Below are 16,138 nucleotides of genomic sequence, written 5' to 3'. Positions count from 1 at the left end.
GCAAGCCAGCTCCCACATTTGGAATTGTGAACACCTTCAAATGTGGGAGCTGGCTTGCCTGCGATGAGGCCCTAAGCACCACCGCAAATCAAAGCGCCCGCGCAATAATCTCCTTCATGATCTCGTTGGTCCCCGCATAAATTCGCTGAACCCGCGCATCCGCCCAGGCCCGTGCAATCGGGTATTCCCACATGAAGCCGTAGCCGCCGTGCAACTGCACACACTCGTCGAGCACCTTGCATTGCAGGTCGGTGGCCCAGTACTTGGCCATCGCGGCCGTAGGCACGTCCAGCTTGCCTTCCAGATGCAGCGCCAGGCACTTGTCGACAAACACCCGACCGATCTGAATCTCGGTGGCCATCTCCGCCAACTTGAAGCGAGTGTTCTGGAAATCGGCAATCGCCTTGCCGAACGCCTTGCGCTCGCGGGTGTACTCCAACGTCCATTGCAAGGCCGCTTCGGCCGAAGTGATGGCGCCGATCGCCACAGTCAAACGCTCTTGAGGCAGTTCCTGCATCAAGTAGGCGAAGCCCATGCCTGCCTGGCCCAGCAGGTTTTCCCTGGGCACACGCACATCCTGGAAAAACAGCTCTGAGGTGTCCTGGGCCTTCATGCCGACCTTCTCCAGGCGCTTGCCCTTGGCGAAGCCCGGGGTATCGGCCTCTACCAGAAACAGGCTGATGCCCTTCGCACCGGCCTTGGGATCGGTCTTGGCCACCACGATCACCAGTTCGGCCAGGTAGCCGTTGGTGATGAAGGTCTTGGAGCCGTTGATCACATACTCATCGCCGTCCAGCACGGCGGTGGTCTTGACCCCCTGCAGGTCGGACCCGGCGCCCGGCTCGGTCATCGCGATGGCGGTGACCATTTCGCCGGAGATCAATTTGGGCAGGTATTTGTGCTTAAGCGCCTCACTGCCGTAATGCAGGAGGTAAGGCGCGACAATGTCCGAATGCAGGGAGAAACCAATGCCGGTAAGGCCCAGCCGGCTGATTTCCTCGATCACCACCGCGCTGTACAAAAAGTCTGCGCCCAAGCCGCCATATTCCTCAGGCAGATGGGAGCACAGCATCCCCGCCTCCCCCGCTTTGCTCCACAGACTGCGGTCGATGTAACCCTGTTTTTCCCATTGCCCGTGGAACGGCGCAGCGTCTTTTTCGAGGAAGGTGCGCACGCTGTCGCGAAAGAGTTCGTGTTCCGGGCTGAACAAAGTTCTGGGAATCATGGGGCACCTGCGTGGATTGTCGGACAAAGACGAGCCAACAGAGCCTATGCCGCGAAAGCGTCACAGGACACTGGACACATGCGACAAAAAATAAGACGATCCAGCCGTCTGGTGACCACTTTCCCCTATAAGAATAAATGAAATTATGTCTAACCAAATCTCCACGCCCCTGCGGCGCGTCAGTATTTTGGCCATTGATCGGGTATTCGCTTCAACCCTCATGCAAGCCAAGGATTTCTTCCACCTCGCCAGCCTGCGTTACGGCAAACAGCAAGGCCTGGGCCTGACCCCGGCGTTCGAAACACGCCTGGTCAGCCCCGACGGGCAATCGGTGAGCAGCTTCAGCGATGTGATCATGCCGGTGGACGGTGGCCTGGAAGATGCCGACATCATCGTGTTGCCGGCCTTCTGGGATGACTTCGACGCCCTGTGCACACGCTATCCCCAAGTGCTGCCGTGGCTGCGCGAACAACACGCGCGCGGGGCCGTGCTCTGTGGTGAGGCCACCGGGGTGTTCTGGCTGGCCGAAGCCGGGCTGCTCGATGGCAAGGAGGCGACCACCTACTGGCGCTTTTTCAATGCCTTCAGCGAACGCTTCCCCCATGTGCAACTCAATCAGGACAAGCACCTCACCGACGCCGACAACCTGTATTGCGCCGGCGGCACCACCTCAGCCTGCGACCTGTATATCTACCTGATCGAACGCTTCTGCGGTGCCAACATCGCCCAGGCCGTGGCCCGCGATATTCTCTACGAAGTACAGCGCAGCTATTCGCCAGGACGCATCGGGTTTGGTGGGCAGAAGTTGCACCAGGACGTGATCATCCTGCAGATCCAGCATTGGCTCGAAGAGCACTTTGCCGACAAGTTCCGCTTCGAAGACGTCGCCCGGGAACACGGCATGAGCATCCGCAACTTCATGCGGCGCTTCCAGACGGCGACGGGTGACAAGCCGCTGCATTACCTGCAACGCCTGCGCATCGAGACAGCCAAGGGCTTGCTCTCGGGCAGCCGCAAGAGCATCAAGACCATCAGCTATGAGGTGGGTTACGACGATGCGAGCTTCTTTGCGCGGTTGTTCAGGCAGCACACGCAATTGTCGCCGAACCAGTATCGCCAACAGTTCCAACAGGCCGCGTAAGCAAATGTGGGAGGGGGCAAGCCCCCTCCCACATTGGATCTCCAGTGCTCTGGAAATCGCTTAGGGTTTGTGCCCGCGAGACAGGAACTCGTGGGACTGCATTTCCAGCAAGCGGCTGAGCGTACGCTGGAATTCGAAGTTCAAGCGACCGCCTGTATACAGATCCTTGAGCTCCACTTCCGCCGAGATGATCAGCTTGACGTTACGGTCGTAGAATTCATCGACCATGTTGATAAACCGTCGCGCGATGTCGTCGGTGGTGACGCTCATCTGCTCCACGCCGCTCAAGATCACCGCATGGAAGATCTTGCCCAGTTCGATGTAGTCGTTCTGGCTACGCGGGCCGTCGCACAGCTGACGGAATTCAAACCACGCCACGTCATCGCAGGTACGCAGGGCGATGATTTCGCGGTTCTCGATCATCAACTTGTCGTTTTCCACCGCCTGGGTGCATTCCGGCGTGAGGGCACGGAAGCTTTTGCGCAGGCTTTCGTGGGCCGCTTCGTTGAGCGGGAAGTGGAACAACTCCGCTTGCTCCAGATGCCGCAGACGGTAGTCGACGCCGCTGTCGACGTTGACGATCTCAGTGTTCTGCTTGATCAGCGCAATGGCCGGCAGGAAGCGTGCACGTTGCAGGCCGTCCTTATACAGGCCGTCTGGCACGATGTTCGAGGTGGCGACCAGGGTCACGCCGTTCTTGAACAGCTCTTCCATCAGGGTGCCGAGGATCATGGCGTCGGTGATGTCGGAGACGAAGAATTCATCGAAGCAGATCACCCGCGCTTCGTCGGAGAAGCGCTTGGCGATGATGGTCAGCGGGTTTTTCTCGCCCGGCAGGGTCTTCATCTCTTCGTGCACACGCTTCATGAAGCGGTGGAAGTGGGTGCGGACCTTTTCCTTGAACGGCAGCGCTTCGAAGAAGGTGTCGACCAGGTAGGTCTTGCCACGGCCTACGCCGCCCCAGAAGTACAAGCCCTTGACCGGCGTATGGTCTTTCTTGCCAAACAGCTTGCTGAGCATCCCCGGCTTGCTTTGCGAAGCCGCGACCAGGTCGTCGTACAGGCGCTGCAAATGACGCACCGCCGTTTCCTGGGCCGCGTCATGGAAGAATTCAGGGCGTTTCAGATCAGCTTGATATCGTTCTAGGGGCGTCATAATTTCGTTAGCAAGGCAACAAAAACGGGCCGTCACTGTAACGACGGCCCCGGATAATGGCAATCAACCCTTGGTCGGGTTAATCCTCGATGGGCGTCAACGCAACGCGCAGGGCCTGGATGGCGGCATCGCGGGTCGCGCTGTCGGCGAACTGGGCGCTGTCGGCCACGGCCGCGTCGTCCAGCCATACGCTGAAGCCCAGGGCCTCGGGGCGCACGTCCAGCATCACACCGCTTTGCAATTGCTTGGTCACTGCACCCGCTGCTTTGCCGTCGGCAAAGTTGCGCGACAGCAGCAACTGCTCACCATCGGCGGCCAACAGGCGGAAGCGGAAGCTGCCGTCGTCTTCGCGAAAGCTCACAAAGCGCGCAGCTTTCGCGGCCTTTTTCTTGACAGTGACCGGCGCCGCAGCCTGCTCGACGAATGAACGCAGGCCCACCGCCTCACGCAACTCAGCCAGGAATGGCGCAGCCACGGCACGGGCCTTCTTGGCGCCGACCAGCAGCAGGTCTTCCATGTCCGACGGACGCGACATCAGTTGATGGTAGCGCTCGCGGGCTTCACCCAATTGACCGTCCAACAATTGGAACAGACGGCTCTTGGCCTCGCCCCAACCCAGGCCTTGCAGCAACTCTTCGCGAAACTCGGCTTCCTGGGCCTTGCTGGCGAACGCCTGGTACAGGGTGAACAGGTGCGAGTTGTCCGGGTCCTTGGCTTCGCCGGGCGCGCGCGAGTCGGTGACGATCCGCGAGATGGCGTCCTTCATGTCCTTGGCGCTGGTGAACAACGGGATGGTGTTGTCGTAGCTCTTGGACATCTTGCGGCCGTCCAGGCCCGGCAAGGTGGCGACGCTTTCTTCGATCAACGCCTCAGGCATGGTGAAGAATTCTTTGCCGTTGCCGAACAGGTGGTTGAAACGCTGGCCGATGTCGCGGGCCATTTCCACGTGCTGGATCTGGTCACGGCCGACCGGCACCTTATGGGCGTTGAACATCAGGATGTCCGCCGCCATCAGCACCGGGTAGCTGTACAGGCCCATAGTGATGCCCGCATCCGGGTCTTCGCCGGTTTCGACGTTCTTGTCCACCGAAGCCTTGTAGGCGTGGGCGCGGTTGAGCAGGCCCTTGGCGGCCACACAAGTGAGCAACCAGGTCAACTCGGGGATTTCCGGGATGTCGGACTGGCGATAAAAGGTCACACGGTTCACATCCAGGCCGCCGGCCAGCCAGGTCGCGGCGATTTCCATACGCGAGCGCTGGATGCGCTGCGGGTCATCGCATTTGATCAGGGCGTGGTAGTCGGCCAGGAAGTAGAAGGAGTCGGCATTGGCATCCTGGCTGGCGAGGATCGCCGGGCGGATCGCACCGGCGTAGTTGCCCAGGTGCGGCGTGCCGGTGGTGGTGATGCCGGTGAGAATACGGGTACGAGTCGTCATGGTTAATCGCTTGTCAGACTGCTATCAATTCGAGAGGCGCGGCAGCACCAGATCCTTCAGATCGGTGAGCTTGCCATGAAAAAAGTGTCCGCATTCTGCCACTTTCAGCAGCTCATGGGGGCGATTCAGGGCAGCGGACCAGTCGTAGACGGTCTGCGGGTCGACCACTTCGTCGGTTTCCGGCTGGATCAGGGTCAACGGGCAGCCTTGGGGCAGCACATCGGTATCGCGCAAGCGCATCACGGCGGCGGCGACCATGAACAGGTGTGCGAGTTTTTCGCCCTTGGCTTCCAGGCGACCACCGAGGCTGGCGGCCACATAACCACCGAACGAGAAACCGAGCAAGGTCATCGGCAGGTCGGGGTGTTTTTCCCGTAGCCAGGTGGCGGCCGCTTGCGCATCGTCGACTTCGCCGGTGGCCATGTCGTGGGTACCGGCACTCGCACCGACGCCACGGTAATTAAACCGCAGCGTAATCAAACCGGCATCGCGAGCGGTGCGTTGCAGGGTCGAAACGACTTTATTGAGCATGGTCCCGCCCTGCACCGGGTTGGGGTGGCAGATCAGCGCCAGGCCACGTGGCTCGGGGTGATCCAGGTACAGGGCTTCCAATTGGCCTACCGGGCCATCGATCAAAACGGGGGTTTCACGCATGAGCAAGGAATGAACTCCGTGACCTCTCAAAGGGTCGACTCGTCTAGCTAAAAGTCTGTGCATGGCATCATTGCGAGCTTAATCGCGGTATACAGCGCAGGTTTGAGCCGTTAACGTAAAGCAAAGCCGTTTATAGAGGAAGGACTCGTGGAACACTCGCTCTTAGTTTGGTTGTTGCCGACTCTTGCCCTGGTTGCCGGTGTCGCCATTGGATTCCTGGTTGCTCGCCTGCTGCCGAATGCCGCGCCTAACCGCACGCAGCGTCAGCTGGATGACATTCAGGAACGTTTTGACAGTTATCAGAACGAGGTTGTTACCCACTTCAACAGCACCGCAAACCTGGTCAAGAAGCTCACTCAGAGCTATCAGGAAGTACAGGATCATCTCGCCGATGGCGCCAACCGCCTCGCCCTCGACGACATCACTCGTCAGCGCCTGCTGGCCGCGTTGCATTCCGATGCACCGCAAACTCCACGGGAACGCCTGACCCCACCCCGGGAAAACCAGGAGCCGCCACGGGACTACGCGCCAAAAACGCCAAACGCCCCAGGGATGCTGGATGAGCATTACGGCTTGAAGAAGTAAGTTATTTTCAAGCAATAAAGAAGCCCGGCTGATCGATGATCAACCGGGCTTTTTGTTGGGTCTCAGTCGACTAACAGCTCCCCTCCCGCACTAACTCCTGCAGGAGTCCGCCTTCGATGCGCACATGCCGCCCATGGAAACGCTTGAGGCTGCTGCGATGCCCCACGCTGACGATGCTCAGCCCTGGCAACTGATCGATCAACGCCTGGTACAGCGTCGCCTCATCCTCTTCATCCATAGCCGAGGTGGCTTCATCCATGTACAGCCACTGCGGCGCGAACAACAGTGTGCGGGCGAACGCCAAGCGTTGCTGCTCACCTGGCGAGAGCATGCGCTGCCAATGGTTGGCTTCGTCCAGACGCGAAATGAGGTGTGGCAGGCGGCAGGTCTGCAGGACCTGTGCATAACGTTCTGCCGGATAACCGCCGTCCGCCTGTGGATAACTCAGCACCGCCCTCAACGTGCCAATCGGCAGATAAGGCTTTTGCGGCAGGAACAGATAGCGCTCGGCCGGCAAGCGAATGTTGCCGTGGCCGTTGGGCCACAGGTTGCCCATCGCCCGCAGCAGGGTGGATTTACCACTGCCGGAACGGCCGCTGAGCATCAGGCGTTCGCCTTCGGCTACCGTGAGGTTGGCGCCTTGCAGCAAATGACGACCGTCGGCCAGGTCCAAGCTGAGGTCGCTCACTTGCAGATCACCGCCCTGCTGCTGCAGCGCGATGCCCAGGGTGCGGGTTTCGTTTTCTTCCATCGCCTGGCCGAAACTCAGCAGGCGGTCACAGGTGGCGCGCCAACTGGCAAGTAGGGTGTATGCGTCGACAAACCAGCTCAAGCTGCCTTGCACACTGCCAAACGCCTGGGCCACCTGCATCAACACACCCAGCTCGATCTTGCCGGCGAAGTAGCGCGGTGCCGCCACCACAAACGGGAAAATAATCGCGATCTGCGAATAGCCGCTGGTGAAAAAACTCAGGCGTTTCTTGACCTGCATGATGCTCCAGAAGTTGCTCCACACCCGCCCGAACCGCGCACTCAGTTGCTGATGTTCATTGGGCTCGCCATTGAACAGCGCGATGCTTTCGGCATTCTCGCGCACCCGCACCAGGCTGAAACGCAAGTCGGCTTCGAAACGCTGCTGGCGGTTGCTCAGCCCGATCAGCTTTCGACCGATCAAGTGGGTCAACCAACTACCCACCAGCGCATACACCAACGCGGCCCAGAACATATAGCCAGGAATGGAAATGCCCCACACCTCGATACTGCCGGACACGCCCCACAGAATCACCGAGAACGACACCAGGCTCACCAAGTTGCTGACAAAGCCCAATCCCAACGTGAGCGTACCGTTGGTAAACGCGTTGAGGTCTTCGCAGATACGCTGGTCGGGGTTATCGGTATAGCCGCCGTATTCCAGGTGGTAGTAGTTCTTGTGGCCCAGCCATCGGGCGAAGTAGGTTTGCGTCAGCCAGCGCCGCCAGCGGATGGTGAGCATTTGCTGCAGATAAGAGGTGAACACGCCGGTCACGATCGCCACCACAGCGATCAGGCTGAAGTACATCAGCAGGTGGGTGAAGGCATCGTAGTCTTTGTGTTCGAGGGCGTTGTAGAAGTCGCGGTTCCAGCTGTTGAACCACACCGACACCGCCACGCTGAACAGCGACAGGCCCAACACCACCAGCAACAGCAGCCAGGCCTGGCCCTTCTCCTCACTGCGCCAGTACGGAGTGATCAGTCGCCACACCCTGGGTAGGAATTGCCCGCGCACAGCATCGTTGACCGCAGAGTACTCAGCGTTCTGATTCATGGTTCAGGCTCGGTAGGAAAGAGGAGACAGGTGTATGAACCGATCATAGTTGATCGGTTCAGGGCTCCGTGCGGCCTGAAGCGGGTTGTTCAGCCTAGGTTCAGCGTCGTACCGGACGCTTCTGCAGCTTGCGTTGCAGGGTGCGGCGGTGCATGCCCAACGCACGGGCGGTGGCGGAGATGTTGCCTTCGTGTTCAGTGAGGACGCGCTGGATGTGCTCCCACTGCAGACGGTCCACCGACATCGGGTTTTCCGGCACCAGGGTGTCGAGATCGGCATGCTCGGACAGCAGCGCGGCCAGCACGTCATCGGCGTCCGCCGGTTTGCACAGGTAGTTGCAGGCGCCGCGCTTGATGGCCTCGACGGCGGTAGCGATGCTGGAGTAACCGGTGAGGATCACCACGCGCATTTCCGGGTCGAGTTCGAGCAGCTTGGGCAGCAGCACCAGGCCGGAGTCGCCGTCCATTTTCAGGTCGAGCGCGGCGTAGTCCGGCAGGTCGGCCTGGGCGATGGTCAGGCCTTCTTCGGCCGAACCTGCGGTGCTCACGCGAAAACCACGACGGCTCATGGCACGCGCCATGACGCGGGTAAAGGTGGCGTCGTCATCTACCAGCAGCAGGTGCGGCAGTTCTTCGCCTTCGACTTGGATCTCGTCACTCATCGATATCTCCTCGTGCGACACGGGGCAGGCGCAGCTCGGTGAGCGTGCCACCTTCCTCATGACTATAGAGCTTCACTGAGCCGCCCGCGCGGGTCACGCTGGCCTTGCTCAAAAACAGGCCCAGGCCGAAGCCTTTGCCCTTGGTGGTAAAGAAGGGTTTGCCGATCTGCTCGGCAATGGCCAGCGGCACGCCCGCGCCGTGGTCACGAATACTGATGGTGACGTTTTCCGCGTCCCAGTCCAACTGCACGCCCAGGCCTTCGGGGCAAGCGTCAGCGGCATTGTTGAGCAGGTTGAGCAGCGCCTGGGTCAGGTCCGGTGGCGGCGCCATGCGCGGTACGGTGCCCTGCCCCAGCAGGTGGAATCGGTAGCTGGCTTCGGGACGCATCAGGTGCCAGCGATTGAGTGCTTCGTCGAGCCACTGGGTGACGTCTTGCATGTCGACCGCCAGGCGGCGATTGGCTTCGGCGGCGCGCACCAGTTGCTGCAAGGTCTGCTTGCACTGCTTGACCTGTTCGCGCAGCACCCCGAGGTCCTCTTGCAGCGCCGGGTCGTGGTGGTCCTGGGTCATTTCATTGAGCAGTACGCTCATGGTGGCCAACGGCGTGCCCAGCTCATGGGCGGCACCGGCAGCCTGGGTGGCAACGGCCAGCAACTGCTGGTCGCGCAAGCCTTCTTCACGGCGAATGGCGCGCAGCTCTTCTTGCCGGCGCAGCTCCTCGGCCATACGGGCGGCGAAGAAGGTGATGACGGCGGCAGACAGGGCGAAACTCAGCCACATCCCGTAGATCTGCAGGTTTTCCCGGGCGATGGGGAACGTTTGCAGCGGGTAGAAGCGCGCCAGCAGCAGGGTGTACAACGTCAGGGCGATGCCCGACAGCGCCACCGAGTAACGCCAGGGCAACGTCACCGCCGCGATGGTCAGTGGCACCAGGTAATAAGACACGAACGGGTTGGTGGAACCACCCGAGAAGTAAAGCAACACACTGTGGATAAACAGGTCGCAGGCTAGTTGCAGGGCGTATTCCAGCTCGGTCACCGGCCACGTGGTGCGCAAGCGGATAGCCGTGAACACGCACAGCACGATCGAGAAACCCAGGGTCACGCCCAGTTGCAGCCACGGCAGTGGCAGCAGGTCGAACCAATAGGCAAGCCCGACCGAACCAGCCTGTGCGGCCAGTACCAGGGTACGGATGAACGTCAGGCGCCAGAGATTCTGGCGGGTGGCGGAAGTCAGTTTTACGGCGGCGAGCATGAGCTCTCCCGGTGGGCGCTGCGAGCAGATCGGCAGGAGTATAAACGAAGCCGACCTGCTGGCACGGCGCGTGTGGCTCTTTGCCGCAGCCTGGGCAGATGACCGTTCGTCGGCACCACGAACATTTGTAGGTGATGTGTAAACCCGAAGAACCCGATGCCACCGTCTACAGTCATACCGATACGAACACCCCCTAAGGAGCTTCCATGTCTCGTTTCATTCGCAGTGCAGTCGTCATCGCCCTCAGCGCCGCCACCCTGGCCAGCCTTCCAGCCATGGCCGCCGACGCACTGAACTACAACCAGATTTCCCTGCGCGCCGAGGTCAGCCAGGAGGTTGCCCGCGACAAGATGATCGTCACCCTGTACACCGAATCCCAGAATGCGGACCCAGCCAAACTCGCCGCCGAAATCACCACCACAATGAACAAGGCCCTGGGCCAGGCCCGTGAAGTCAAGGCCGTGACCTTGCGCCAAGGCAGCCGCAACAGCTACCCGATCTACGACAACAAGAACCAGAAGATCACCGGCTGGCGTGAACGCGCCGAACTGCGCCTGGAAAGTGCGGACTTCCCGGCCCTCTCCAAACTGACCGGTGAACTGCTCAATACCCTGAAAATGGAAAACATGGACTTCGCTATCGCCGATACCACGCGCAAGGCCAGCGAAGATGCCCTGCTCAAAGACGCCGTTGCCGCGTTTAAAGCCCGTGCGCAACTGGCCACCGACGCGCTGGGCGGCAAGGGCTACAAGATCGTCAACTTGAACTTCAATACCAATGGCTACCCACAACCTTATGCCCGTGGAGGGATGATGATGAAGGCAGCCATGATGGATTCGGCACCGACCCCGGAAGTGGAAGCCGGCACCAGCCAGGTCAGCATGAGTGCCGATGGCGTGATCGAAGTATTGCAATAACCACAGCGTCGACAAAAAAGCAGCCTGTGCAGGCTGCTTTTTTTCACCCGTTGTCATATGCAGCGGTACATTCGCAGGAATCAATCACGGGGTATTCGCTACACAAATAGCGCCATAGCCAACAGGGAGTGTTGTGGCGACATCTATTTATGTCACGAGACCTGAAATCATGTCCTCACCTGTCATCCATACACCCCTGCCACAGCAGCAACACATAAACCGCTTACCGACTGAGCCGACACAAACACCCCAATCATCCATAACGCGGCCCACCCAGAACGAGCCCCGCACAACAGCCTCCCCTCACGAAACCGCGCTGCTCAACGCTTACATGGCTGCGGTGCAGGACAAAGTGCTGGGTAACAACCCCGGGCCTGTCAAGGTTCCGCCCCAGAGCACCCTGGGCCAATGGCTAGAACTGTATCGGGCGCAATGGCAGCACCCCGTCGTTCAAGGCTGGATGCATGAACAGAAGATCGATCAGAACACAATCCTGACCATCAACCCTCGCACAGGCGCCCTGACAGCCAACGCCAACGGGGAAATGAAAACCTTCGCCCTCACCGACAATTCTGGCTGGGGACAAGTGAGCCGCCCGCTTGTCGAGGTCGCCAAGGTTATCGCGCCAGGCACTGTCGAGCGGTTGCAGGTGCGCTTTGGCGACGACGCCATACAAGTGCGCGCAGGCGTGATCGCCAACTTTCAGGGTGAACCCCTTCCGACATCACTGGCCGAGGCCAGGGCACAAATCCGGCGGCTGGAGCACAACGAAGCCTTCGACCCCATCGCGCCGGATGACCGCGTGCGCCCAGCCAACCGTCGCTCGGCGCAAGCCTTGAATACCCTCAAACTCAGCGCCGAAAAGTTTTATACCCAAGCGCCGCAAGCCCTGGCCTACAAACACTTGGCGGTGGAGGTTGCCAAGGTGTTGCCTGACGTGCGCGCGCAAGCGAAACAATGGGCGGAGTCCGTCATTTTCAAACTGACCGGCCAGCACGTGGACGCCGATACGATTTACTTGAACCGTTTCAATGGTTCTCAAAGTGCCTCAACGGCGACCGGCTGGGAGCACATGAACGAGGAGCCGACCGCCTCTCTGCGCCTGCCGGATGCACTGCTGAAAAACTTCTCCGAGGGCGACTGGGTTCCCGGCAACCTGGACTCGGAAGGCGGTTTATATAGAGACGGCCCCGGAAAAAGTAAAACCGGAGGATACGGTGCGCATAACCAATTCCCCCTGGCGCCGTCGACACTTATGCACGCGAGTTGGAAAACCGACTTCCAAGCAGTCATGACGCAAAAAATCGACAGTTTCTGGAACGCAAAAAGCCATGACTACCAGACCGCGATCAAAGGCGAATTCGTCTACCAGGCTCGAAAGCAACTGAACGCCGCCGCCGATAGGCCACCCGCCGAGCGAATGCTGCTAGCGCCCGAGCATCGGTTCACCCGTGAGGACTACCGTTTAGTCATGGGCGCGGCGTCCAATCTCCCACTCGACGAAAATGCACCACTCACGATGCAGCAGCTAAGCGCCCAGGCTCCTGCAAAAGGTGTGGTCCACGCGTACGCATTCAATATCAAGGGCCTGCTGTCTAACGATATTGTGCGATTCAGTGCTGCCGACGGGACCCGCCAGGTCCTCTACATTCCCGGTTCGGCACCTGCTTTTCTCCGGTTCGACTCCCAGGAGAAACTGGATCAATGGGTGATGGACCAAGCCAAGGACCCGAAAAAACGCGCGTCCTTGACTGCTCATTTTCCGCTGATCGCCCGCCAGGACCATGAGCCCGGCACGATTGAAAAACTGGCAAAGGTGTTCATGCCCGTGTTGTGGTTAACAAATGTGGGCAGAAAAACAGAAGGCCTGGAAACCACTCTCGAACAACTGGCCAGCGGTAACCTGAAAGGCAGGACATTGACCGGCGCAGGATCGCACATTGAAGACGACGTTTTCTCTGCCATAACTTCGGCCACCCATGCACGCATGACTCATGACGCCGACGTTATGATCAAGTCCAACAGCGAGGTGACACGCGACACTTGGCTTAACGACATCACCGTTGCAGCCGGTTTGCTGGCCAAACTGGCGCCTATTGCCGCGCCCGTGGCCGCTGCTGCCGTTGCGACCAGTTTGGCTGAGCTGGCGCTAGGGGCGCAAAAACAAGCATCCGGCGATACGCTGGCTGAACGCAACGACGGCGCTAGCAAGGCATTCGATGGCCTGTTGAACACCTTGTTCTCGATCGGAGCCAGTAGCCAGGCTGAGGATCCGTTCATTCCCCCTGAAGAAAAACCGCTCGCACTCACTCCGAGCGAGCGTCCTCGGGGTGAAAGCCCCAAAACCCTGCCGCCCCCCAACCCCCTGCAGCCCAGCCAGGCGGGCAATATCAGCCAATACGCGGTAAAGAACGCTGAACAGCTCATTGAAGATGCGGTACGTAACGCCAAGGGTATGTACCAGACCAAAGACCCAGCAACGGGCCAGGACAGATGGTTTGTCCGCTATACCGACGCGACCGGCAGCCGCCAGGTCTATGAAATAAAAGGCGACTTCAAATTGAGCAATGACTATGTCGAGATCGTCGATCCCGGGACAGGCAAGCCGGTGATGACGGTATACGCCAAGGGAGAGGGCGAATGGGTACGCGCCCCTGCAAACGGTGGTACACGGTGGCAGTGGAAGGGTGCGCCCGTACCGCCCTCCGGAAGCGACATTAAGCTAACGCCAAGGCTGTCGAACGGCTTCGAGATCTTGGGCGATCCTGAAAAAAGTGGCGCCGCCAGGTTTGACCAGCTCTTCAAATACGACAGCAACATCGCTTACGACCAAGCGTTGAGTAACTTTGAAGAGGCAGGAACCCTCAAAAGAAAAATGACTGTTTCCTGGACCGTCCAGGACAATAACTTCGAGGTTCTCCCAAGCGAAAAGGCAGAGCCCCATGAGAATGGCCCAACGCCCTATTCGTCTAATTTTACAAGGGATTTAAACCGCGATAATTACACCGTCCGGATAAAACAACCCAATGGCTTCGTCACCCAGGAGCTGGACGCCACAGGGCCTGCCAATGGAGAAACGCTGCGCAAGCGCCTGCTGCAGTTCGAAAGCGCTATCCCTGACCCCAACTTGCGTTCGCGTATATCGGAAGTCGCTCATCAGGGCAGTATTGCTCCCACTGCGGTGGAGTTGAAGATGAATCTACTGCAAGACGATGTAGGGTTCAGAGGTACGAACACCCATTACGTCATCACCTATGATCCAACTGCCAAAACAGCTGAAGTCAGCTTCAACGCCCACTTTGTCTTGCTCGACCTGGATCAAGATGCGGCAGTGATTCCCGAGTTGGAGGTCACCGCACAGCGAAGCTTCCGGATTACGGAAAGCAACAGACTGAACGAGCAGGCAAACCCCTACGTCATCGAAAAACGCGCGCCCTTTACCATGAGCACATCCGTTACCCAAAACATGAAATAGCCCGACGGCTACCTCATGAGCCAGAACGGCGGTAACCTCGGTCACCGCCGTTTTCGTTTGGGCAGTGTTTATACACCTGCCATTTCAGGGGTCTCCATGGAAAGAATCGCCTTCAAACCGCTCCTCCTCGCCGCTGGCCTGCTGGCGTTCATGCCAATGGCTCAGGCAGCCAGCACCCTGGTCTACTGCTCCGAAGCCAGCCCCGCTGGCTTTGACCCCAGCCAGTACACCAGTGGCACCGACTTTGATGCCTCAGCCGAAACCGTGTTCAACCGACTGACCCAGTTCAAGCGTGGCGGTACCGAGGTCGAGCCTGGCCTGGCGACACGCTGGGAAGTATCCAAAGAGGGCCTGACCTACACCTTCCACCTGCGCGACGGCGTCAAGTTCCACACCACCGATTTCTTCACTCCGACGCGCGACTTCAATGCCGATGATGTGCTGTTCACGTTCAATCGCCTGCTGGATGCCCAAAGCCCGTTCCGCAAGGCCTATCCGTCCGAGTCGCCGTACTTCACCGACATGGGCTTGAACACCACGATCAAGAGCGTCGATAAGCTCGACGAACACACCGTGCGCTTCAACCTTAACAACGTCGATGCCTCGTTCGTGCAGAACCTGGCCATGAGCTTCGCCTCGGTCCAATCCGCTGAATACGCCGCCCAGTTGCTCAAGGAAGGCAAGGCCGAAGACATCAACCAGAAGCCGATAGGCACCGGCCCCTTTGTGTTCAAGCGTTACCAGAAAGACTCGCAGATCCGCTATGTGGCCAATAAACAGTATTGGAAACCCGAGGATGTAAAGCTCGACAACCTGGTCTTCGCCATCACCCCGGATGCGGCATCGCGCCTGCAAAAACTCAAGGCCGGCGAATGCCAGGTCAGCGGCTACCCGCGCCCGTCCGACATCGAGGTGATGAAACAGGACCCCAACCTGCGTGTGCTGCAACAGGCCGGGTTCAACCTGGGATTTTTGGCCTACAACGTGACCCACCCGCCGCTGGATCAACTCAAGGTGCGTCAAGCGCTGGACATGGCCATCGACAAGCCGGCGATCATCAAGGCCGTGTACCAGAGCGCCGGGCAATTGGCGCAAAACGCCTTGCCACCGGCGCAGTGGTCTTATGACCCAAGCATCAAGGACGCCCCCTACGATCCGACCAAGGCAAAGGCGCTACTAAAAGAAGCAGGGATTGCACCCGGTACCACCATCAACCTGTGGGCCATGACAGTCCAGCGCGCGTCCAACCCGAATGCGCGGATGTCCGCCCAGATGATCCAGCAGGACTGGGACAAGGTCGGCATCAAGGCCAACATCGTCAGCTATGAGTGGGGCGAATACATCAAGCGAGCTAAAAATGGCGAGCACGATGCGATGATTTACGGCTGGACTGGCGACAATGGCGACCCCGACAACTGGCTTGGCGTGCTCTACAGTTGTGCCGCGGTCAAGGGCAGCAACTACGCCAAATGGTGTAACCCGGCCTACGACAAGCTGGTGCAGCAGGCCAAGGTCAGCAGCGACCGCGAGCAGCGTATCAAGTGGTATCAACAGGCACAAAAAATCCTTAAGGAACAGGTACCTATAACGCCTATTGCAAACTCGACGGTTTTCCAGCCACTGCGCAAAGAAGTGCAGGACTTCAAGATCAGCCCATTTGGGCTGACGCCGTTCTACGGCGTGAGTCTAGATAAGTAACAAGAGCGCCCCAACCGAGTGCGCCAGACGCTTCGGTTGGGCTTTTTTGGTGCGCTAGATGCACCGAAAAAACCCTCAAAACAGGCACAATTATGTCGAAAGTTTCATAATTGCGACATTCCTGTACGTTCGT

The 16,138-nt window shown here is 59.2% G+C and carries 12 protein-coding genes; 5 read left to right on the top strand and 7 right to left on the bottom strand.

Going from position 1 to position 16,138, the window contains the following annotated elements:
- Nucleotides 1-88: 88 nt before the first annotated feature.
- The gene (locus PspS35_RS04940; RefSeq protein WP_159932994.1) at nt 89-1,225 is read right to left on the bottom strand and encodes an acyl-CoA dehydrogenase family protein; all 1,137 of its coding nucleotides are present in this window, start codon (nt 1,223-1,225) and stop codon (nt 89-91) included.
- A 220-nt stretch (nt 1,226-1,445) separates the two neighbouring features.
- Here PspS35_RS04940 and PspS35_RS04935 point away from each other — a divergent pair, with 220 nt between their 5' ends.
- Complete coding sequence (locus PspS35_RS04935) at nt 1,446-2,366, top strand: GlxA family transcriptional regulator (protein WP_174244858.1); 921 nt, start codon at nt 1,446-1,448, stop codon at nt 2,364-2,366.
- A gap of 60 nt (nt 2,367-2,426) precedes the next feature.
- Here the strand turns inward: PspS35_RS04935 and zapE are convergent, their stop codons facing one another.
- The 3 genes from zapE to PspS35_RS04920 all read right to left on the bottom strand — a co-directional run bounded on the left by zapE (nt 2,427) and on the right by PspS35_RS04920 (nt 5,610).
- Nucleotides 2,427-3,521 carry a cell division protein ZapE gene (gene zapE, locus PspS35_RS04930; protein ID WP_053131627.1) on the bottom strand — a complete coding sequence of 365 codons (1,095 nt, stop codon included), beginning with the start codon at nt 3,519-3,521 and terminating at the stop codon, nt 2,427-2,429.
- Nucleotides 3,522-3,600: 79 nt separating this feature from the next.
- The gene (locus tag PspS35_RS04925) at nt 3,601-4,956 is read right to left on the bottom strand and encodes a tryptophan--tRNA ligase (RefSeq protein ID WP_159932992.1); all 1,356 of its coding nucleotides are present in this window, start codon (nt 4,954-4,956) and stop codon (nt 3,601-3,603) included.
- Nucleotides 4,957-4,980: 24 nt separating this feature from the next.
- Nucleotides 4,981-5,610, bottom strand: a complete 630-nt coding sequence (locus tag PspS35_RS04920) for an alpha/beta fold hydrolase (RefSeq protein WP_159932991.1) — start codon at nt 5,608-5,610, stop codon at nt 4,981-4,983.
- 147 nt (nt 5,611-5,757) lie between these two features.
- Here PspS35_RS04920 and PspS35_RS04915 point away from each other — a divergent pair, with 147 nt between their 5' ends.
- Nucleotides 5,758-6,195, top strand: a complete 438-nt coding sequence (locus PspS35_RS04915) for a DUF1043 family protein (protein WP_032886236.1) — start codon at nt 5,758-5,760, stop codon at nt 6,193-6,195.
- A gap of 70 nt (nt 6,196-6,265) precedes the next feature.
- Here the strand turns inward: PspS35_RS04915 and PspS35_RS04910 are convergent, their stop codons facing one another.
- The 3 genes from PspS35_RS04910 to PspS35_RS04900 all read right to left on the bottom strand — a co-directional run bounded on the left by PspS35_RS04910 (nt 6,266) and on the right by PspS35_RS04900 (nt 9,915).
- Nucleotides 6,266-7,999 (bottom strand): ABC transporter ATP-binding protein/permease, encoded by a 1,734-nt coding sequence (locus PspS35_RS04910; RefSeq protein WP_159932990.1) that lies wholly within the window; start codon nt 7,997-7,999, stop codon nt 6,266-6,268.
- Between the two features lie 100 nt (nt 8,000-8,099).
- A complete protein-coding gene (locus PspS35_RS04905; protein ID WP_003171731.1) occupies nt 8,100-8,660 on the bottom strand; it encodes a response regulator transcription factor in 561 nt (186 codons plus the stop codon).
- Nucleotides 8,653-9,915 carry an ATP-binding protein gene (locus PspS35_RS04900; protein WP_159932989.1) on the bottom strand — a complete coding sequence of 421 codons (1,263 nt, stop codon included), beginning with the start codon at nt 9,913-9,915 and terminating at the stop codon, nt 8,653-8,655. Before PspS35_RS04900 ends, PspS35_RS04905 begins: the two co-directional genes overlap by 8 nt.
- Before the next feature lie 206 nt (nt 9,916-10,121).
- Between PspS35_RS04900 and PspS35_RS04895 the strand changes: the two genes are divergently transcribed.
- From PspS35_RS04895 to PspS35_RS04885, 3 genes are all read left to right on the top strand, one after another.
- Entirely contained in the window at nt 10,122-10,832 is a 711-nt protein-coding gene (locus tag PspS35_RS04895) for an SIMPL domain-containing protein (RefSeq protein ID WP_159932988.1), read from the top strand.
- 169 nt (nt 10,833-11,001) lie between these two features.
- Nucleotides 11,002-14,307 carry a DUF6543 domain-containing protein gene (locus PspS35_RS04890; RefSeq protein ID WP_159932987.1) on the top strand — a complete coding sequence of 1,102 codons (3,306 nt, stop codon included), beginning with the start codon at nt 11,002-11,004 and terminating at the stop codon, nt 14,305-14,307.
- 96 nt (nt 14,308-14,403) lie between these two features.
- Nucleotides 14,404-16,005 (top strand): ABC transporter substrate-binding protein, encoded by a 1,602-nt coding sequence (locus tag PspS35_RS04885; RefSeq protein WP_159932986.1) that lies wholly within the window; start codon nt 14,404-14,406, stop codon nt 16,003-16,005.
- Nucleotides 16,006-16,138: the final 133 nt, after the last annotated feature.

The organism is Pseudomonas sp. S35, assembly GCF_009866765.1.
Taxonomy (GTDB): Bacteria; Pseudomonadota; Gammaproteobacteria; order Pseudomonadales; family Pseudomonadaceae; genus Aquipseudomonas.
This window is presented reverse-complemented; position numbering and strand designations above follow the sequence as displayed.